The 17,425-nt window shown below is 62.5% G+C and carries 21 protein-coding genes; 12 read left to right on the top strand and 9 right to left on the bottom strand.

Annotated elements, in window-relative coordinates; genetic code table 11:
- Window positions 1-13 precede the first annotated feature (13 nt).
- Window positions 14-550 carry a thioredoxin family protein gene (locus tag NGJ21_RS14110; RefSeq protein ID WP_115275281.1) on the bottom strand — a complete coding sequence of 179 codons (537 nt, stop codon included), beginning with the start codon at window positions 548-550 and terminating at the stop codon, window positions 14-16.
- Complete coding sequence (locus NGJ21_RS14105; RefSeq protein WP_115275282.1) at window positions 540-815, bottom strand: DUF2790 domain-containing protein; 276 nt, start codon at window positions 813-815, stop codon at window positions 540-542. Before NGJ21_RS14105 ends, NGJ21_RS14110 begins: the two co-directional genes overlap by 11 nt.
- A gap of 217 nt (window positions 816-1,032) precedes the next feature.
- On the opposite strand from NGJ21_RS14105, the gene NGJ21_RS14100 reads away from it, so the two are divergent.
- From NGJ21_RS14100 to NGJ21_RS14085, 4 genes are all read left to right on the top strand, one after another.
- Complete coding sequence (locus NGJ21_RS14100) at window positions 1,033-1,773, top strand: response regulator (protein ID WP_039603377.1); 741 nt, start codon at window positions 1,033-1,035, stop codon at window positions 1,771-1,773.
- Window positions 1,770-3,056, top strand: coding sequence for a sensor histidine kinase (locus NGJ21_RS14095; protein WP_046787221.1), 1,287 nt, complete (start codon window positions 1,770-1,772; stop codon window positions 3,054-3,056). The genes NGJ21_RS14100 and NGJ21_RS14095 overlap by 4 nt, the downstream gene beginning before the upstream one ends.
- Before the next feature lie 169 nt (window positions 3,057-3,225).
- Window positions 3,226-3,846: a ferric reductase-like transmembrane domain-containing protein gene (locus tag NGJ21_RS14090; RefSeq protein WP_251962221.1), complete on the top strand. Its 621-nt coding sequence runs from the start codon at window positions 3,226-3,228 to the stop codon at window positions 3,844-3,846.
- Between the two features lie 15 nt (window positions 3,847-3,861).
- A complete protein-coding gene (locus NGJ21_RS14085; RefSeq protein WP_174141655.1) occupies window positions 3,862-4,365 on the top strand; it encodes an HvfX family Cu-binding RiPP maturation protein in 504 nt (167 codons plus the stop codon).
- A gap of 73 nt (window positions 4,366-4,438) precedes the next feature.
- Here the strand turns inward: NGJ21_RS14085 and NGJ21_RS14080 are convergent, their stop codons facing one another.
- The 3 genes from NGJ21_RS14080 to NGJ21_RS14070 all read right to left on the bottom strand — a co-directional run bounded on the left by NGJ21_RS14080 (window position 4,439) and on the right by NGJ21_RS14070 (window position 8,591).
- Complete coding sequence (locus NGJ21_RS14080; protein ID WP_161871553.1) at window positions 4,439-4,990, bottom strand: DUF4174 domain-containing protein; 552 nt, start codon at window positions 4,988-4,990, stop codon at window positions 4,439-4,441.
- Between the two features lie 246 nt (window positions 4,991-5,236).
- The gene (locus NGJ21_RS14075) at window positions 5,237-7,597 is read right to left on the bottom strand and encodes a DNA polymerase II (protein WP_115275286.1); all 2,361 of its coding nucleotides are present in this window, start codon (window positions 7,595-7,597) and stop codon (window positions 5,237-5,239) included.
- A gap of 73 nt (window positions 7,598-7,670) precedes the next feature.
- Complete coding sequence (locus tag NGJ21_RS14070; RefSeq protein WP_251962220.1) at window positions 7,671-8,591, bottom strand: LysR substrate-binding domain-containing protein; 921 nt, start codon at window positions 8,589-8,591, stop codon at window positions 7,671-7,673.
- 159 nt (window positions 8,592-8,750) lie between these two features.
- Here NGJ21_RS14070 and NGJ21_RS14065 point away from each other — a divergent pair, with 159 nt between their 5' ends.
- From NGJ21_RS14065 to NGJ21_RS14030, 8 genes are all read left to right on the top strand, one after another.
- Entirely contained in the window at window positions 8,751-9,533 is a 783-nt protein-coding gene (locus tag NGJ21_RS14065) for a YqcI/YcgG family protein (protein WP_115275287.1), read from the top strand.
- A 2-nt stretch (window positions 9,534-9,535) separates the two neighbouring features.
- Complete coding sequence (locus tag NGJ21_RS14060) at window positions 9,536-10,162, top strand: LysE family translocator (protein ID WP_039604614.1); 627 nt, start codon at window positions 9,536-9,538, stop codon at window positions 10,160-10,162.
- A 42-nt stretch (window positions 10,163-10,204) separates the two neighbouring features.
- Entirely contained in the window at window positions 10,205-11,299 is a 1,095-nt protein-coding gene (locus NGJ21_RS14055; RefSeq protein WP_237860007.1) for a hypothetical protein, read from the top strand.
- A 198-nt stretch (window positions 11,300-11,497) separates the two neighbouring features.
- Window positions 11,498-12,151: a sel1 repeat family protein gene (locus NGJ21_RS14050; RefSeq protein ID WP_239539375.1), complete on the top strand. Its 654-nt coding sequence runs from the start codon at window positions 11,498-11,500 to the stop codon at window positions 12,149-12,151.
- A gap of 96 nt (window positions 12,152-12,247) precedes the next feature.
- Entirely contained in the window at window positions 12,248-12,949 is a 702-nt protein-coding gene (locus NGJ21_RS14045) for an AzlC family ABC transporter permease (protein WP_046787357.1), read from the top strand.
- On the top strand, window positions 12,946-13,260 hold the full coding sequence (locus NGJ21_RS14040) for an AzlD domain-containing protein (protein WP_012313792.1): 315 nt from the start codon (window positions 12,946-12,948) through the stop codon (window positions 13,258-13,260). Before NGJ21_RS14045 ends, NGJ21_RS14040 begins: the two co-directional genes overlap by 4 nt.
- Window positions 13,257-14,090, top strand: a complete 834-nt coding sequence (locus NGJ21_RS14035) for an AraC family transcriptional regulator (protein ID WP_174141651.1) — start codon at window positions 13,257-13,259, stop codon at window positions 14,088-14,090. The genes NGJ21_RS14040 and NGJ21_RS14035 overlap by 4 nt, the downstream gene beginning before the upstream one ends.
- 40 nt (window positions 14,091-14,130) lie before the next feature.
- Window positions 14,131-14,358: a hypothetical protein gene (locus tag NGJ21_RS14030; protein WP_012313790.1), complete on the top strand. Its 228-nt coding sequence runs from the start codon at window positions 14,131-14,133 to the stop codon at window positions 14,356-14,358.
- A 33-nt stretch (window positions 14,359-14,391) separates the two neighbouring features.
- Here NGJ21_RS14030 and NGJ21_RS14025 read toward each other — a convergent pair whose 3' ends face one another.
- From NGJ21_RS14025 to NGJ21_RS14010, 4 genes are all read right to left on the bottom strand, one after another.
- Entirely contained in the window at window positions 14,392-14,880 is a 489-nt protein-coding gene (locus tag NGJ21_RS14025; protein WP_046787231.1) for a copper chaperone PCu(A)C, read from the bottom strand.
- A complete protein-coding gene (locus NGJ21_RS14020) occupies window positions 14,880-15,488 on the bottom strand; it encodes an SCO family protein (RefSeq protein WP_012313788.1) in 609 nt (202 codons plus the stop codon). Before NGJ21_RS14020 ends, NGJ21_RS14025 begins: the two co-directional genes overlap by 1 nt.
- A 213-nt stretch (window positions 15,489-15,701) precedes the next feature.
- A complete protein-coding gene (gene nfuA, locus NGJ21_RS14015) occupies window positions 15,702-16,286 on the bottom strand; it encodes a Fe-S biogenesis protein NfuA (RefSeq protein ID WP_012313787.1) in 585 nt (194 codons plus the stop codon).
- Window positions 16,287-16,344: 58 nt separating this feature from the next.
- Window positions 16,345-17,379, bottom strand: a complete 1,035-nt coding sequence (locus NGJ21_RS14010) for an acyltransferase family protein (protein WP_251962219.1) — start codon at window positions 17,377-17,379, stop codon at window positions 16,345-16,347.
- Between the last annotated feature and the right edge of the window lie 46 nt (window positions 17,380-17,425).

Below are 17,425 nucleotides of genomic sequence, written 5' to 3'. Positions count from 1 at the left end.
AACGGTAAACACCTCAGCCTTTTTCATCCAGCAACGCCTTTATCACCTTCTCCTGCCCGTCGTAGTCACCTTCACCAAAGTGCACATGCCGCACTTGGCCCTGGCGATCGACAAAGTAATGCGCAGGCCAGAACTGATTACCCCAGGCATTCCACACCCGATAATCGTTGTCCGCCGCCACCGGGTAAGCGATCCCCAGGCTGGCCACCTTGCGTTTCAACTGGCTGACATCATGCTCGTAGTCGTACTCCGGCGTGTGCACGCCCACCACCACCAGCCCCTGATCGGCGTACCGCCGGGCCCAGTCGTTGACGTGCGGCAGGCTGCGCTGGCAGTTGATGCAGTCCCACGTCCAGAAGTCCACCAGCACTACCTTGCCCTTTAGCCCCTTGGTATCCAGCGCTGGCGAGTTGATCCACTCACTGGCCCCGGACAGCGATGGCATCGCGCCGTAACTGTCGCGGGCTGCCAGGTGGCCGGCAAGGCCCAGGCCCAAGAGCGCCAAGGCGACGCCGCCCACTTTCAACAACGAGCGGCGCTCAGTTGTCATGGCAACCGCTCGTGGCATAGGTGCGGTACTGCACACTCTGGCGCTGGCCTTGGGAGTTGATGTAATCCATACGGGTGTTGACCAGGCCACAGGCATCGCTTTGATCATCCTTCACCGACAGCACTTTCTGTATATCCAGCCGGTCGCCGTAGCGGTATTGCATGACGCTGGCATCCTCCATCGGCTGCGTGGATGCCTGGGCAGCCAGGGTGCCGAGGCTGAGCACGGCGAACAGGCTGGCGCTGGCGAGGGTTTTCATGTTCATGGCATCTCTCCTGTGGATCTTCTGAGGGTGGGGAGTTGTGTTCCCCGGTGAGAGCCATTTCACGCTCGCCAGGTATCGGGCATGTGTCGCCTGACCCTGCGCCCTGCCTCCTGCTGTATCTGATGCGCCACCAGATACACTGCAATACAAACCTCTGCAGGCAAGCTCATACCTGCTCGGTACACTGCGCCCATTCCCCTTGCACAGGACCCCACCGATGGAACATGTCGATCACATCCTGATCGTCGACGACGACCGCGAAATCCGCGAACTGGTCGGCAATTACCTGAAGAAGAACGGCCTGCGCACCAGCATCGTCGCCGACGGCCGGCAGATGCGCGCCTTCCTCGAAGCCAACAGCGTCGACCTGATCGTCCTCGACATCATGATGCCGGGCGATGACGGCCTGCTGCTGTGCCGCGAACTGCGCGCCGGCAAGCACCGCAATACGCCTGTGCTGATGCTGACCGCGCGCAACGACGAGACCGACCGCATCATCGGCCTGGAGATGGGCGCCGATGACTACCTGACCAAGCCATTCTCAGCCCGTGAACTGCTGGCTCGCATCAATGCCGTGCTGCGCCGCACACGCATGCTGCCGCCCAACCTGACCATCAGCGAAAGCGGCCGCCTGATCCGTTTCGGCCAGTGGCGTCTGGATACCACCGCGCGCCACCTGCTCGACAGCGAAGGCACGCTGGTGGCCCTCAGTGGCGCCGAATACCGCCTGTTGCGCGTGTTCCTCGACCACCCACAACGGGTGCTCAGCCGCGAACAGTTGCTCAACCTGACCCAGGGCCGCGAGGCCGATATCTTCGATCGTTCCATTGACCTGCTGGTCAGCCGCCTGCGCCAGCGCTTGGGCGACGACGCGCGCGAGCCCAGCTGCATCAAGACGGTGCGCAGCGAAGGTTATGTGTTCTCGCTGCCAGTGCAACTGCTCGAGTCGCCATCATGAAGTGGCCGCGCACCCTCGCCTCGCGCCTGGCACTGATCTTCATCACCGGGCTGGTGCTGGCCTACGGGCTGTCGTTCAGCCTGCAGGCCTATGAGCGCTATATCAGCAGCCGCTCGATGATGCTCAGCAATCTGGAACAGGACGTCGCCACTTCGGTGGCCATCCTCGACCGCCTGCCCGCCGCTGAACGCCCGGCCTGGCTGCCCCGCCTGGAGCGGCGCACCTACCGCTATCGGCTTGACGCTGGCGTAACGGGTGCGGCGATGCCAAGCGACGACCCGCCCATGGCCGCCGACTCGATCGTCAAGGCCATCGGTAGCCAGTATCGCCTGACCTTCCAGGAGATACCTGGCCCGAACGCACACTTCCAGGCCCACCTGCGTCTGGCTGACGGCGCCCCGCTGACCATCGATGTCACCCCGGCCCCCGTGCCGATCGCCACTTGGCTGCCGCTGGTGCTGCTCATTCAGCTTGCCGTGCTGCTGTTCTGTACCTGGCTGGCCGTGCGCCTGGCCATCGGCCCGCTGACACGCCTGGTCAAGGCGCTTGACGACCTCGACCCGGACAAGCCCGGCATGTTGCTGGACGAAAGCGGCCCGCGCGAAGTGAAATTCGCCGCCGTCGCCTTCAACGCCTTGCAGGCGCGCATCGCTGCCTACCTCAAGGAACGCATGCAGTTGCTGGCAGCGATTTCCCATGACCTGCAAACCCCGATCACGCGTATGAAACTCCGGGTCGAGGTAATGGACGAGGGAGTCGAGAAGGACAAGTTGTGGCATGACCTGGATGCCATGGAGCACTTGGTCCGCGAAGGCGTAGCCTATGCCCGCAGCATGGATATCAACACCGAGCCGCCCTGCCGCATCAACCTCGACGCGTTCCTCGACAGCGTGGTGTTCGATTACCAGGACAGCGGCGCGCAGGTCGAGCGCCACGGCAGTACCGGCAGTTTGCTGGAAACGCGCCCGCATGCGCTGCGCAGGGTGTTGGTCAACCTGCTGGACAATGCCCTGAAGTTCGCCGGCAAGGCGCAACTGGAGGTCAGCCGTGAGCAGGGACGTATCGTGATCCGCGTGCTGGACGAAGGCCCTGGCATCCCCCAGCAAGAGCTCGGCGAAGTGCTCAAACCCTTCTATCGGGTGGAAAGCTCGCGCAACCGCAGTACCGGGGGCACCGGCCTGGGCCTGGCAATCGCCCACCAACTGATGCAGGCCATGGGCGGGCAATTGGTCCTCAGCAATCGCCAGGGCGGAGGCCTGTGCGCACAAATCGAGCTGAAGTGAAACGCTGCCGTCCTTGACGCGGTGCTGCGCGCCGCGCCTGCACGGGTGAAATTGGCCTACACCACCTGTCACTACATTCCGATACACAATACAGCCTGCGCCGACACACTGCAGATACGCCGTACCGCCACACTCCCGGTCACACTTTGACACACCGGGAGCCTCTTCGATGAGAGCCATCGCCCTTCCCTCCGGCTGGAAGCTGTTCACCGTCCTGGCCGGCCTTACTCTGCTCATGACCGCCGTGGTCCTGGCCAGCCACCCGCTCGGTTCCGATGGCCTGCGCAGCGCTATCCGCGCTACCGCACGCAGTTCCTTCGCCCTGTTCCTGATGACGTTCCTGGCCTCGACGCTGGTGGCCTTGCTGCCCGGCCCAAGCAGCCGTCGCGTTTTGCGCGAGCGGCGCTTCCTGGGGCTGGCTTTTGCCTTTTCGCACACCGTGCACGGCCTGCTGATCTACCGCTACGCCCAGCACTTTCCCGAGTTGTTCTGGGCCGGCCGCACCGCTACCTCCAGCCTGCCAGGCAGCATCGGCTACCTGTTCCTGCTGTTGCTGGCCCTTACCTCCTTCAAGCCGAGCATGCGCCTGCTCGGCGGCCGTGCCTGGAAAGCCTTGCACAGCACCGGCATGTGGGTGTTGGCCGGCGTGTTCTGCCTGTCGTTCTACAACCGCATTCCCATGGGTGGCTGGTATCCGCTGGCCTTTGCCCTGATGTTCACCGCCATCGCCCTCAAGCTCACCGCCAAGCTGGCGCTGTACAAGCGTCGTAACGCCACGGCCCTTTCCTGAAGAAGAGAACAGACCATGACCACGCTGACTCGCACCCTGACTCCCCTCGACCGTCTCGCAGATTGGGGCGCTGATTTGCCATTGCGGATGTTTCTGGCCTGGGAGTTCTTCGAATCCGGCCTGGAGAAATTCAACGGCAGCAACTGGTTCGGCGATATACAGGGGAGCTTCCCACTGCCCTTCAGCCTGCTGCCGGCGGAGTTGAACTGGCAACTGTCGATGTGGGCTGAACTGGTCCTGCCGCTGCTACTGCTACTGGGCCTTGGCACACGGCTGGCGGCGGCGGGGCTGGCGGTGGTAACCGTCGTAGCGATCGCAGCGGTGCACTGGCCTGCGCACTGGTCGGACCTGGCAGAATTGGCGAAGGGTTACGCCATCACCGATCTAGGGTTCGGCAACTACAAGCTGCCCCTGATCTACCTGGTTGCACTGCTGCCATTGCTGCTCAAAGGTGCCGGGAAGCTAAGCATTGATCACTGGATCAAACGGCACATCACGGTCCAGGCCCGAACAGCATGAAATGCAAAGGGCCCGGAGCGTACAGCCCACGAGCCCTTTGCTGTCCTACCAGGGGTGATACGCGTAGCTGACGTCAGTCTTCCAGTGGCTTGGGCGGCGCTGCCGGCTTGGCCGGTTTGGCGGGCTTGCTGTCCTTGGCCTTGGGCTCTGCTGCCGCAGCGACAGGCTCCGGTGCAGTCACGGCCTTTTCGCTGGCCGGCAGCTCATCGACGGCTTTGATGATGGCCTGCGGGTCGATCTTTTCACCTGTATCGTCATCCTTGAGCATGTGCCGCTCACCGTCTTTGCCGACCAGGATGACCTTGGTGCCCTTGCTGGCGCCAAGCTTGAGCTCACGTATCAGCGCCATGGTGGTCTGCTGCTCGAGGTTCTTGTCCTCCCGCTTGCCCATCATGTTGGCGACGCTGTAGATCACCAGGCCACGCTCCTTGAACGCAGCCTGGGTGGCAGGGTCTTTCAAGGCATCGTTCAACCCCCGCAAGGTCGGGTCGGCGGAACTGGGGGCAATGATCACCAATGGTCGTGCCTTGCCCAGTTCCTTGGCCAGCGGAGCGTCGCTGTCGGCGGCGAACAGAGGGCCAGTGACGGCGAGCAGGGTGGCGAGGGTCAGTGACCGGACGAGCATACGCATCTCCTTATTGTCTCGATAAAACAGTGACTACAGATCACGGAGAAAAATCCGACCCGGAGCCTAAACCACTTCGAACATCAGAGGGCCAGGGAAAAGTAACTGGCGGTTTCCAATGGTGACCGATACCAGGATGGCAGCCTTTTCGGAAACGGCCGATACCCAAACTCAGCATAGCCCAAAGCCACTAACGGCAACCTGCGCTCCTTCTCGCTCGCCTGAAGGGGGCGCTTGAGCCGGCACTCAGAACAGCAACAGCTGACGGTCGGTCAACGCCGCAAAGTCATCACCGACAAAGGGCAGGATGGCATCGGCCACAGGCTGTAACTGGCGGCTGAGGTAGTGGTCGTAGTCGATCGGCGACTGCAGGTTTTCCATGGGTTCAGGGCCGGCTGTGGTGATCACGTAACTGATCCAGCCGCCATTCTGATATTGCCGGGCACGCCCCAGGCGGCTGTTGTACTCATCGGCCAGGCGTGCTGCGCGTACATGTGGCGGGACATTGCGCAGGTAGTCGGCCAACGGGCGGCGCAGGCGTTTGCGGTAGATCAGCAGCTCATCCAGCTCACCGGCCAGGGTCTGCTGGACGAACCCGCGTACATAGTCACGGTACGGCTCGCCACGGAAGATTCGCCCATATAACGCCTGCTGGAACTGCCTGGCCAAGGGCGACCAATCGGTGCGCACCGACTCCAGGCCTTTGTACACAATGTCCTCGCTGCCGTCGGCGCGCTGAACCAGGCCGGCGTACCGCTTCTTGCTGCCCTCGTCGGCGCCGCGGATGGTCGGCATCAGAAACCGCCGATAATGGGTCTCGAACTGCAACTCCAGCGCGCTTTCCAGGCCCCAGGTTTCACGCAGGTGCTGCTGCCACCACAGGTTGACCTCGGCCACCAGCGCGTGGCCGGTGCGCGCCGCCGCCTCTTCACCCTGTGCACCCTTGAGCCAGACGAAGGTGGAATCGGTGTCGCCGTAGATAACGTCGTAACCTCGTGCCTCGATCAGCGCGCGGGTCTGGCGCATGATCTGGTGCCCGCGCATCGTGATCGAAGAGGCCAGGCGCGGGTCGAAGAAGCGGCAACCGCTTGAGCCGAGCACCCCGTAAAACGCATTCATGATGATCTTGAGTGCCTGCGATAGCGGCGCGTTGCCTTCACGCTTGGCCTCCTCCCTGCCCTGCCAGACCCGTTCGACGATCGCGGGCAGGCAATGCCGGCTGCGCGAGAAACGCCCGCCGCGAAAGCCTTCGACGGAGTGCGTGTCATCCGGCTGGCGCAGGCCTTCAACCAGGCCTACCGGGTCGATCAGGAAAGTACGGATGATCGAGGGGTACAGGCTTTTGTAGTCGAGCACCAGCACCGAGTCATAGAGCCCCGGGCGCGAGTCCATGACAAAACCACCCGGGCTGGCTTCATCCGGGCGACTGCCCAGATTGGGCGCGACGAAGCCCAGCCGATGCATCTGCGGGATATACAGGTGACAGAACGCTGCCACCGAGCCACCGCTGCGGTCTACCGCCAGCCCGGTCACCGATGAGCGCTCCAGCAGAAACTCCAGCAGCCGGGTATGCGCAAAAATACGCGTCACCAGCTCGCAGTCCTTGAGGTTGTAACGCGCCAACGACGGCTTGTCCTCGGCGAACATGCGGTTGATCTCGTCCATGCGCTGGTAAGGCGTGTCGATCGCCTTGCCTTCCCCCAGCAATGCCTGAGCGACGTTTTCCAGGCTGAACGAAGGGAAGCTCCAAGTGGCCGAGCGCAGCGCTTCGATGCCGTCGATCAACAAGCGGCCGGGCGCATCGGCGAACACATGGCTACGGTTGGCGTGGGCGCGCACAGTCATGGGCGCACCGTTACGCCCCAGGTTCAACGGCACCTGAAGCAGCTTGGCGTGCTCATGCAACAGGCGCAGGTCAAATTGCACCAGGTTCCAGCCGATGATCGCATCCGGATCATGTCTGGCCATCCACTGGTTCAGGCAGTCGAGCAGTGCCGCCCGGTCGTTGCAGTAGTGCAGGTCGAAATCCACGGCGTCGGGCTGGCCATTGGCGGGCCCTAGCATGAACACCTGCCGCTGGCCGCAGCCTTCCAGCGCAATGCTGTACAACTCGCCGCGCTCGCTGGTCTCGATGTCCAGCGATACCAGGCGCAGCGGCGGGCGGTAGTGCGCCAAGGGTTTGAGCTGAGCCTCGCAGATGACACCCTGGGCATCAGGCTGGCCGGTAAACTGCACGGCGGCGGTGATGAAGCGCTCCATCAGGTAGCGTTCGGGGGGGCGGATATCAGCTTCGAACACCTCGACGCCGGCACCGCGCAAGCGCTGTTCCAGTTGCATGAGTTGCCGGTGCTGACGGCAATACACGCCCAGCACCGGACGATGTTGGAAATCCTGCAGGCGCAGGGGCCTGATTTCGACACCGGCCTCGCCCGCCAGCAACAGCCGCGCATGCTCGACCTGCGCCTGCAGGATGAACGCCACCGACTCCTGCGGGGCCAGGCGCAACAGCCGCGGCCCCTGGTCGGTGGCCAGCCAGAACTCCACGCAGGTGCCTTGGGGCGTGTCATGCCAATGCCGGGTCAGGACAAAGCCCTGCTGCAACTCCACTGCGTTGTCCTCGGTGCGACGGATAGGTCGGATGCGACGATTCTACCCTTGCGCGGGGGGCCTGTGCGGGCAATCAGCCATACAGGTAGTTGATGTCCTTGTAGGCCAATGGCGGCACCTGCCCCAGCAGAAAATCGCGCAGCTTGTGCATCTGCCGCGCCTTGGGGCTGGACTTGAGCCAGGTCATGTAATACCCGTCTCCGGTCGCCACTGCATGCTTGAACGGGGTGACCAGGCGCCCTGCGCTCAGGTCGGCACTGGCCAGCACCAGGTCGACCACGGAAATCCCCAAGCCCTGCTGGGCCGCAGAAATGCCCTGATCGAGGGTGTCGAACACCTGGCCCTGATCGATGCTGATGTCCAGGGCATCCATGCGCGCCAGCCAGCGCCGCCAGTCGCGCCGATCCGACGAAGGATGCAGCAGTTCACACTGGCGCAGGTCACCCAGTGCCGGCTGCTCATGCGCCATGTAGTCCGGGTGGCACACCGGAATCAGCCATTCGTCGAACAGCTTGAAACTCTCGATGTCGGCGGCAAACCGGCCGTTGGACAAGAGGAAGGCGCAATCGTAGGGCTCGGAGTAAAAGTCCACCGTGTCGATGTCCATCCAGACGCTCGACAATTGCACGCTGCAGCTGTCATCGACTTTCTTGAAGGCATCCAGCGCCCGCAACAACCAGCGAACTGTCAGCGTCGAGGGCGCCTTCAAGCGCAGGCCGTAGCGGTCCTGGCGCAGCAGTGCACAGGCGTTTTCGATGATCTTGAAGCCGACCTTGAGCTCCTGGGCCAGCAGGCGCCCATGTTCGGTGAGGCTCAACTTGGGCCCCCGTCGCTCGAAAAGGTCGCAGCCGAACAGGCCCTCGAGGGTCTTGATGTGGTGGCTGACGGCGCCTTGGGTCAGTGCCAGCTCTTCGGCCGCGCGGGTGAACGACCCGTAACGTGAGGCGACCTCGAAGGCACGCAGAGCGTGCAACGCCTGGATCCGTTCCGACATGATTCCCCCGAAGCATGAGTGAGACTAATAGTAGGTCATAGTACCACGCGTTTTACAACGTAAGGTACGCCTCAGAAAATGCAGGTAAACAACCAAGATAAGCCAATAACCTGCCTGCATGTGTCTTGAACTTTCTGCTAATTCACGCCTGGGGAAATCATGTTTACGGGTTATGGAAACTGCTATCGCCTGGATGCGCTAGAGCTGGCCGCTGAACATGTCCGGAACACGCATCACTGGACGCACAAAACCATACAGCATTTTCGCAACATCCTCGCAAACCCTGACTTTCCGTGCCTGTTCGGGCGCAAGGCGGTGGCCGGTGAATCCTGCCACATCCTTTTCGCCCGCGCCGAACAGCTCGCCGATGACATCGCACAAGGCTTGGCCGAATACGTGCGCACCATAGCAACGGTGCCGGTCAAGCAACGCATTGGCAGCCCACTGGTGGTGTTCCTCGAAACGGCCGCCGACAGCAGCCTGGCCGAACAGCAGGCGCTGGCCTGGAAGGTGCTGCGCGGCGTCCATGCCCGTGACCCGCACCCATGGCCGCAAGCGATCCCGGCCGACCCACACGACAGTGGCTGGTCGTTCTGCTACGCCGGCATGGCACTGTTCATCAACATGAACTTTCCCGGCCACCATCAAATGAAAAGTCGCAACCTGGGCAATCACATCACCTTCGTCATCAACCCGCGGGAAAACTTCGACGAAGTGGCCAATGCCGGCACCGAGAGCGGCAAGCGCATCCGTGCACGCATCCGCGAACGCGTGCAGCACTACAACGACGGCGTGATGCCCGACAGCCTGGGCTTCTTCGGCCAGGCCGACAACTTCGAATGGAAGCAATACCAACTGCAGGAAGCAGGCTCGCTCAACCCGTCGCGCTGCCCCTTTCATGCCCACGTCCACGCAACAACCGACACCCAGATCGAGAACTGACCGTGAATACCGCACTGACCGCTACCTACGCCCTGACCGTACTGCTGCTGATCGCCACACCAGGCCCGGTGGTGGCATTGATCGTCAACACCGCCGCAGCCTCTGGCTCGCGCAAGGCCATGTTCACCGCCGTGGGCACCAACTGGGCTTCCCTGGTACTGATCGGCGCCGCGGCCTGGGTCATCCTCACCAGTGCAGCCATCGACAAGGCCTGGCTCAGCGGCATGAGCCTGCTCGGCTGCCTGTTCATCGGCTACATCGCCGTAGGCACCTTGCGCGAATGCCTGCAGGCGCCTGCCTGCGAGACGCTGGCGCAAACGCCCAAAGCCGGGCGTGGCGGTTTGTGGCAAGGCTTCATGGTCGGTATTTCCAACCCCAAGGACATCATCTTCTTCATCGCCTTCTTCCCACAGTTCATCCAGATCACCGAATCGTTCGGCAAAAGCATGATGGTGCTGTCCCTGTTGTGGGTAGCCATCGACTTCGCCGTGCTCAGCCTTTACATCTTTGCCATCGGCAAGATCGCCTCGCAGCGTAGCAATCGGATGATTTCGCTGGCCTCGGGGGTTGCCCTGTTGCTGATCGCCGTCGGCGGCCTGGCCTACAACATCAAAGAGCTGGCGGGCTGACGCCTCGGTGCGAGACGCCACGCCGGCCAACAAGGAGCGCCCATGAGCCCGTCCAATACCGCAACATTCGGCCCGGGCCTCCCTGCGCCACTGCCGCTCGACTACCAGCGCTTCCTGCAACTGGGCAGCCGCCGTGCCCCGCACACCCTGCATGTGCACGAAAGCGGCTACCGTTCCGGCACCATCAACACCGATGCGCTCGGTTTGCGCTACAGCCATTGCGCCGGCAAGCGATTCTCGGCCGCCGAGTATGGCGGCACCGGCCGTGTCAACTTGCTCGTCGGCGGTTCGACCGCATTGGGCATCGGTGCCAGTTCCGATGAGAATACGGTGGCGTCACACCTGTCGATGCTCACCGGGGAAGTGTGGTTGAGCCTGGCTGGCTGTGGGCTCAATGCCAGCCAGGAACTGCTGCTGTTTCTCACCCATCAGCATCGTTTTGGCGAAGTCGGCCACGTGGTGGTGCTCAGCGGGATCAATACCTTGGCCCACGAGGGCCTGGGTGAGGTGCTGGGCGGCCCACACGCTGCACTGCACGCCAAGGCCTATCAGCAATACCTCAACAGTTTCAACGAAGGCATGCTGCCTACCGGCCCGGCACGCCGGGACTCGCTGTGGCAACGCCTCGGCCAGGCCCTTGCCCCGCGCCGGCCCACGCCGGTGCCCGCCTGGCCCTTGTCCGCCCCGCAGAAGCGCCTGGCGCATGCTGCCGACAGCATTGGCCGCACCTTGCGCCAGTGGGAACGCATGCTTGCCGACAGCCACGCCACCCTTACCTTCATTCTTCAACCGCTGCTGCCATGGTGCCGTGAAACGCTGCCTGCCGGAGAGCGAGCCATGCTGTCGGCATTGGAACAGCAACCGACCAACTTCGACCGACTGCTTGAAGGCGCCTTCGACAGTCAACTGCACATGGCCTTCTTCAGGCGCATCAAGAGCCAGGCAGATCCGGTGCCGTGTTACGACATGAACAGCATGCTCAGCAGCTCCCCTGTATTCGGGGCCGAGCTGTTCATTGATCGCTTGCACCTGAACGATTTGGGCAACAATGCGCTGGCCAAGGTGATCACCGCCAAACTGGGCCTGGCCCAGGAAAAACATGCTCAACGCAAGGTCACACCGATCAAGCTCGTCTGACAAATGTGCGTTGCCCTTTCGGTCGGGGCTTCCGGTTGGCTAGAATAGGCCGTCGTTCCGATACGCCAGAGGCGAACGTGTACTTGTCATGAACACCCGAGCCGTCTACCAGTACCTTTCCACTTATCCGGGCTGTGGTGCCAGTGAGGCCTGCCTGTGAGTGGTTTCGCCCGCGTGCCCGCACTACTCATCTCGCTGATGCCGCTTGCCGCACAAGCGCTCGACGTGCGTATCGACCCGCATGCCGACCTGCTTTATCGCCAAGCCCTGCCATTGCTGGAGCAGGCCGATAACCAGGACGATAACGCCAACACGCTGCGCACTGCCATTGGCGGCGATCCGGAACTCAAACGCCAGGGCCAGGCCATGGCCCGTACGCTTCCAACTGCGGTAGCCCTGCTTGAAAAGTCAGTGGAACTCGGCCATCCCGTGGCCCAATACCGCCTGGCGCTGTACTACACGACCTACCTGCCAGCGGCGCAAATCCCTGATGCTGCGTGCCCCTTGCTCGAGGCCAGCCTACAACAGGGCTTTGCCCCACCCGCGACGGCGATCGCCACCTGGTGCCCACCGTATAACGCCAGCCCCCGTTACCGCCAAGCGCTCGAAGCGATCCCGGGCATGGCCACGCTGTATGCGCCCTACTACCCGCAACCGGCCACTCGGCTGGCTTGCAGCCGCAGCCAGCCACAAGGGCTGGAAATGCAGTGGGGGCGTCAACGCGACTATCAGGCCGAGGTGTATCGGTTGCTGGGCGACCTCGATCCGCAGCACCGCCGGGACTTGCTGCAAAAGGCGGTGGAAATCAATGGTTGCGCAGCAGCACAACGGCGGTTGACCAGCCAGCGTTGAACGTTGTTCTGGCAGTGGCAAACCAGCAAGATCGTTCAAGCCACCTGCCCCGCCCTCTGGCATGCTGCGCTGCCGAACAACAGTGTTGCAGCCATCATGCAAAGCAGTCCGCCTATTGCCCGCCAAGCTTTTCTGCACGGCGCCATCGCCATTGTTCCGTTATCGCTGGCCGTTGCCCCTTGGGGCCTGCTTGCTGGCTCGATGGCCATCGAGGCCAACCTCAGTGCCTGGGAGGGTCAGGGCTTGTCGGCGATCGTGTTCGCTGGCGCCGCGCAACTGGTAGCCATCGGCATGCTCAAGGGCGGCGCCAACCTGCTGTCGATTCTGCTGACTACCCTGCTGCTCACCTCGCAGCATCTGCTTTACGGCTTGTCGATGCGCCCGGTGCTGTCGAACCAGCCGCTGCGCTGGCGCCTGGGCCTGGGTTTCCTGTTGACCGATGAGTTCTTCGCGTTGACCAGCCACTATGACCAACAGCAATTCAACCGCTGGTACGCGCTAGGTGTCGGCCTGACCTTCTACGTGGCCTGGAACCTGTTCACCCTGGCCGGGATCGTGCTGGGCCAGAACATCCCGCATCTGGACCAGTTGGGCCTGGATTTTTCCATTGTCGCCACCTTTGTCGCCCTGATCGCCCCACTGGTGCGCAACCTCGCCACGGTAGTGTGCGTGGCGGTGTCGCTGTTCTGTTCAGTGCTTTTCAGCTACTGGCACTGGGAAACTGCGTTGGTGGCCGCTGGCCTGCTGGGCATGGCTGCCGGATTTGTCTGCCAGAAATTTTCCGGAGGCCGCGCATGACCTGGCTACTGATCTTTGCCATGGGCGCCGTAGTGTTCCTCAATCGCTACGCTTTCCTGGAACCGCGCCTACCGCTGCGCCTGAGCTCCAATGCCCGGCAGTTTCTGGGTTTTGCCGTGCCGGGCATGCTCACCGCCATTTGCGGGCCTATCGTCTTCCTGCCCGGCCACCAGTTGGACCTGAGCCCGCTCAACCCCTACCTGCTGGGGGCTGTAGTGGCCATCGTTCTGGTGTTGTTGACCCGCAGTGTATTGCTGAGCATGCTGGTGAGCATGTTTATCTTCTTCCTGCTGCGCAGCTGGCTGACATGAGCACGCCCCTGCGCGAACAAACCCACCTTTGGCAGGCGCCCGCGCTGGGCGATGTCGAGATGCTGCATGCGCGCTACATTCAGCAACGCTTCGCCCCACATGTTCACGAGGGTTACGTGTTCACCGTGATCGAGTCGGGTGCCCAGCGCTTCTGGCACCGCGGCAGCGAGCACCTGGCGCCCGTGGGCAGCATGGTGCTGATCAACCCTGACGAACTGCATACCGGCGCCACAGCCCATGAGGCTGGCTGGCGCTACCGCGGGTTTTATCCGGAGCATGAACGGGTGACCGGCGTGCTCGACGAGCTGGAACTGGGCCGCCACGGCATGCCCTGCTTCAAGGACAGCGTGATCCAGGACCCGGCCCTGGCCATGGCCTTCAGCAAGCTGCATCAGCTGTCCGAAGCCAGCGCCAGTGCCCTGCAGCAACAGACCGCCTGGCGCCAGGCGGTTCTGGCCCTGGTACAACGACACGGGCAATGCGCTGAACCCGCTCCCCCTGGCCACGAACCACTGGCCGTAGCCCGCGCCCGCGAGCTGCTGGAGAGCCAACTGGCAGAACCGCCATCGCTCGAAGCACTGGCGGGCGCGGTTAATCTATCGCCGTTCCATTTCGCCCGGGTGTTCCGCCAGGCCACCGGCCTGCCACCGCATGCCTGGCTGAAGCAACGGCGCCTGGCCCGTGCCCGGGAAATGCTCAAGAGCGGCGTGGCTGCGACCCACGTGGCTTTCAACCTGGGCTTCGCTGACCAGAGCCACTTAAGCCGGCAATTCAAACAGGCCTATGGCGTGACGCCAGGGGCCTATCGCACCGCCTGCCTGCAAAGGTAACTGCTGCTACACTGACATGGCTGAATTGGAGGATCCTGCCATGTCCGAAAGAGAGCTCACCACCCTCATATCGTTGATGAACCAGCGCCAGGCCTGCCTGAGCAGTGCCTGCAAAGAGATCGCCGACTGGATCGACCGGCAGGGTGACGTGCCCGCCGCTGGCAAGATCCGCGCAAGCCTCAAGGCCCTGGAGGCCGACGAAGCCCAGGTCCGCAAGACCTTGACCTCGCTGACCCTGGAAAGACCGCTGCCGCGTTTTCGCAGCTGAATGAAGTGGGGCCGCTTAGCGGCCCCGGGTCAATCAGTGCTTCATGTGCATGTGGTCGTGCCCACCGCCCATCTCGGCGTTGAGCGCCCGTACCTCTGCCTGCACTTCCAAGGTTTCCTTGCCACCCTTGGCATCTTCCACGGTCAGGGTCAGCGGGACTTTGTCACCCTCCTTCACCTGCTGCGTCAGGCCCATCAACATCACGTGATAGCCATTGGGGTCCAGGCTTACCGGCTTGCCGGCTGGCAGCTGCACGGCCTCGACCTGTTTCATGCCCATCACATCACCGTTCATGGTCATCTCATGCACTTGCACAGTCTTGGCCACAGGCGATGCCACCCCTATCAGCTTGCTGTCGCTGCTGGCAGTCAGGGTCATGAACGCACCGGTGGACTGCTGGTGCGGTACGCTGGCACGTACCCAGGCATCACTGACGGTGGTCTGGGCCAAAGCCGGCAGCGCCAGGCCCAGCAGGGCAATAGCGGCCAGGCCGCGCTTGAACGGGTGCAGTGAAACAGCCATTAGCAGATCTCCATCAGGGTGACCAGGTCCTCGGCGCATTCCTTGGCGTTCAGGGAATGGCCCAGGCTCAGGCGCAGGGTGCCACGCGTGTCGTAGACGTAGCTGGTGGACGAATGTGAGATGGTGTAGGTATCACCGGCCGGGACCTTCTCGTAGAACACCTTGAACTCCTTGGCCACCTCGGCGATTTCCTCCGGGGTGCCAGTCAGGGCCATGAACGAGGGGTCGAAGGCCTTGACGTAGGCGTCGAGCACTTCGGGGGTGTCGCGCTCAGGGTCCAGGGTGATGAACACCACCTGGAACAGATCGCGGTCGCGGCCCCGGAGCTGCTTGCGGATTTGCGCCGCTCGCGCCAGGGTGGTCGGGCAGACTGCCGGGCACTGGGTGAACCCGAAGAAGATCATCGGCATGCTGCCGTAGAAGCTCGACAAGGTGACGTCGTTGCCCTTGGTATCCTTGAGACGGAACTTGCGCCCCAGGATTTCGTTGCTCATGTTCTTGCCGTACTTGAACTCGAGCCCACGGGCCGGGTTGCAGCCTGCCAGCAGGCCGAGCCCGAGAACGCCCATCCCGGCGACGACTGCGCGCCGGGTCAACAGATCATTCATGGAACCATCCTTTAAAGGGAAGGTGCCGACCCTCGGGACGGGCCGGCCGAAAAACCGGGGCATTCTGGCATGACGCCCCAAGCGCTTCTACCCGACCAAGGCGGTGATGGCCTGCAGCCCTTTAAACATGGGCTGCGGCCTGTTGTCGCAGGGGTTGAATCCGTAACAGTTTGTTGCTAAGAGCTGGTGGCCAGCCGTTCGCCAAACTACCGATCAGTAGTACGCGTTTTCTTTCTGGGTGTGGTCAGTCACATCCCGCACGCCCTTGAGCTCCGGAATACGTTCGAGCAGGGTCCGCTCGATGCCGTCCTTCAGGGTTACGTCGGCCTGACCGCAGCCTTGGCAACCACCACCAAACTGCAACACGGCAATGCCGTCGTCGACCACATCCACCAGGCTGACCTGGCCACCGTGGCTGGCCAGACCCGGGTTGATCTCGGTCTGCAGGTAGTAGTTGATACGCTCGTTGATCGGGCTGTCTTCGTTGACCATCGGTACTTTGGCGTTCGGCGCCTTGATGGTCAGCTGGCCGCCCATGCGGTCGGTGGCGTAGTCGACCAGCGCGTCTTCCAGAAACGGCACGCTGACGGCATCCAGGTAAGCAGTGAAGCTCTTCAGACCCACGGCGGTGTCGTCAGGCTTTTCTTCGCCCGGCTTGCAGTAGGCAATGCAGGTTTCGGCGTACTGGGTGCCCGGCTGGGTGATGAAAACGCGGATGCCGATGCCAGGCGTGTTCTGCTTGGAAAGCAGATCGGCCAGGTAATCATGGGCGGCGTCGGTAATGGTTATAGCGCTCATGGAAGTTCCTCACAGACTTGCGGCCAAGTGTACGCCAAGCTGGCCTTCGAACAAAGTCCTAGCATTTGACTCGGGAAAGAGCAAACGCCGGCGTTTGCTCCCGCGGTGCCGCCAGCCACACCTGCATCCGCTGGTACAGGCCCCGCTCCAGCCACTGGTAGCTGAACCACGACATTAGTCCAATGGACGGCACGCACAGCGCAAAGACCAGGTAGGGGTTCAAGTGCAGGCGCTGGCTGGCGAACCAGCCCGCGTACAGCACCAGTACGTGGATCAGGTACACCGAGTACGAGCAGTCCCCCAATGCCTTGAGCAGCCGGTTGCCCTGGAAGTACGGCTCAAGCGCTACAAATGCCAGCACTATCAGTGCACCGGGAAGGCCCCAATGCAAGAGCCGTTGGGACGGGTCCAGGTGGTAGATCGCGTAGCCCGCCACGCCCAGCACCGCCAGCGGCAACCACAACCCCTCGCGCACCAGGCCGCGGCGATAAAGCACACCGATGCCGATACCGAGCAGAAACTCGTAGATGATGCCGTTGTTGTAGAAGCGGCTGAGCACGCCAAGGCGGCCCAGCACTTCGCTGACCAGCAGCAGTGCAGCGGTCACCAGCAGCAACTGGTGGCGCTGCCGGACAAGGAATGCCAGGCCAAACAAAAGGTAGAAGAACATCTCGAAGTTCAGCGTCCAGCCAACGTTCAAGGTCGGGTACAGGCCGTAGCCACCGGGGTTCTCTGCCGGAATGAACAGCATCGAGAGCAGCAGGTGATGCCAGGTGAATGCCTGGTGTGGCATCCATTGGCTGAAGGCCAGCAGCAGTAGCGCCATCAACAGGGTGTAGAACCAGTAGGCAGGGACGATGCGCAACGCGCGGTTGAGCAGGAACCGACGCGGCTCAACGGGCTTGTCTCGGGTCGAAAGGTAGATTACCAGCCCGCTGATGACGAAGAAGATGTCGACGCCCACGGCGCCGCGGTCAGTGAGCAGTTGGCCGATGGGGCCAGTGGCATGGAAGTCGAAAAAGATCTGCATGAAATGGTGGCAGACCACCACCCAGGCGGCGAACGCCCGCAGTGCCTGAAGCGAATACAGCATGGATCACCCTGCGATTGCCTTGGTGCATTGAGGCCACAGTGGGGCT

This window comes from Pseudomonas sp. Marseille-Q5299 (genome assembly GCF_943737035.1).
GTDB classification, from domain to species: domain Bacteria; phylum Pseudomonadota; class Gammaproteobacteria; order Pseudomonadales; family Pseudomonadaceae; genus Aquipseudomonas; species Aquipseudomonas putida_E.
Note: the sequence above shows the minus strand (reverse complement) of the source record. Positions and strands in the feature narration are given on the sequence as shown.

Coding starts and splice junctions, on each gene's coding strand:
- NGJ21_RS14055 (WP_237860007.1), top strand. CDS start 10,205: ATGAGCCCGTCCAATACCGCAACATTCGGCCCGGGCCTCCCTGCGCCA.
- NGJ21_RS14080 (WP_161871553.1), bottom strand. CDS start 4,990: ATGCTCGTCCGGTCACTGACCCTCGCCACCCTGCTCGCCGTCACTGGC.
- NGJ21_RS14045 (WP_046787357.1), top strand. CDS start 12,248: ATGCAAAGCAGTCCGCCTATTGCCCGCCAAGCTTTTCTGCACGGCGCC.
- NGJ21_RS14020 (WP_012313788.1), bottom strand. CDS start 15,488: ATGAATGATCTGTTGACCCGGCGCGCAGTCGTCGCCGGGATGGGCGTT.
- NGJ21_RS14105 (WP_115275282.1), bottom strand. CDS start 815: ATGAACATGAAAACCCTCGCCAGCGCCAGCCTGTTCGCCGTGCTCAGC.
- NGJ21_RS14070 (WP_251962220.1), bottom strand. CDS start 8,591: ATGTCGGAACGGATCCAGGCGTTGCACGCTCTGCGTGCCTTCGAGGTC.
- NGJ21_RS14010 (WP_251962219.1), bottom strand. CDS start 17,379: ATGCTGTATTCGCTTCAGGCACTGCGGGCGTTCGCCGCCTGGGTGGTG.
- NGJ21_RS14025 (WP_046787231.1), bottom strand. CDS start 14,880: ATGGCTGTTTCACTGCACCCGTTCAAGCGCGGCCTGGCCGCTATTGCC.
- NGJ21_RS14050 (WP_239539375.1), top strand. CDS start 11,498: ATGCCGCTTGCCGCACAAGCGCTCGACGTGCGTATCGACCCGCATGCC.
- NGJ21_RS14030 (WP_012313790.1), top strand. CDS start 14,131: ATGTCCGAAAGAGAGCTCACCACCCTCATATCGTTGATGAACCAGCGC.
- NGJ21_RS14110 (WP_115275281.1), bottom strand. CDS start 550: ATGACAACTGAGCGCCGCTCGTTGTTGAAAGTGGGCGGCGTCGCCTTG.
- NGJ21_RS14100 (WP_039603377.1), top strand. CDS start 1,033: ATGGAACATGTCGATCACATCCTGATCGTCGACGACGACCGCGAAATC.
- NGJ21_RS14035 (WP_174141651.1), top strand. CDS start 13,257: ATGAGCACGCCCCTGCGCGAACAAACCCACCTTTGGCAGGCGCCCGCG.
- NGJ21_RS14085 (WP_174141655.1), top strand. CDS start 3,862: ATGACCACGCTGACTCGCACCCTGACTCCCCTCGACCGTCTCGCAGAT.
- NGJ21_RS14095 (WP_046787221.1), top strand. CDS start 1,770: ATGAAGTGGCCGCGCACCCTCGCCTCGCGCCTGGCACTGATCTTCATC.
- nfuA (WP_012313787.1), bottom strand. CDS start 16,286: ATGAGCGCTATAACCATTACCGACGCCGCCCATGATTACCTGGCCGAT.
- NGJ21_RS14090 (WP_251962221.1), top strand. CDS start 3,226: ATGAGAGCCATCGCCCTTCCCTCCGGCTGGAAGCTGTTCACCGTCCTG.
- NGJ21_RS14040 (WP_012313792.1), top strand. CDS start 12,946: ATGACCTGGCTACTGATCTTTGCCATGGGCGCCGTAGTGTTCCTCAAT.
- NGJ21_RS14065 (WP_115275287.1), top strand. CDS start 8,751: ATGTTTACGGGTTATGGAAACTGCTATCGCCTGGATGCGCTAGAGCTG.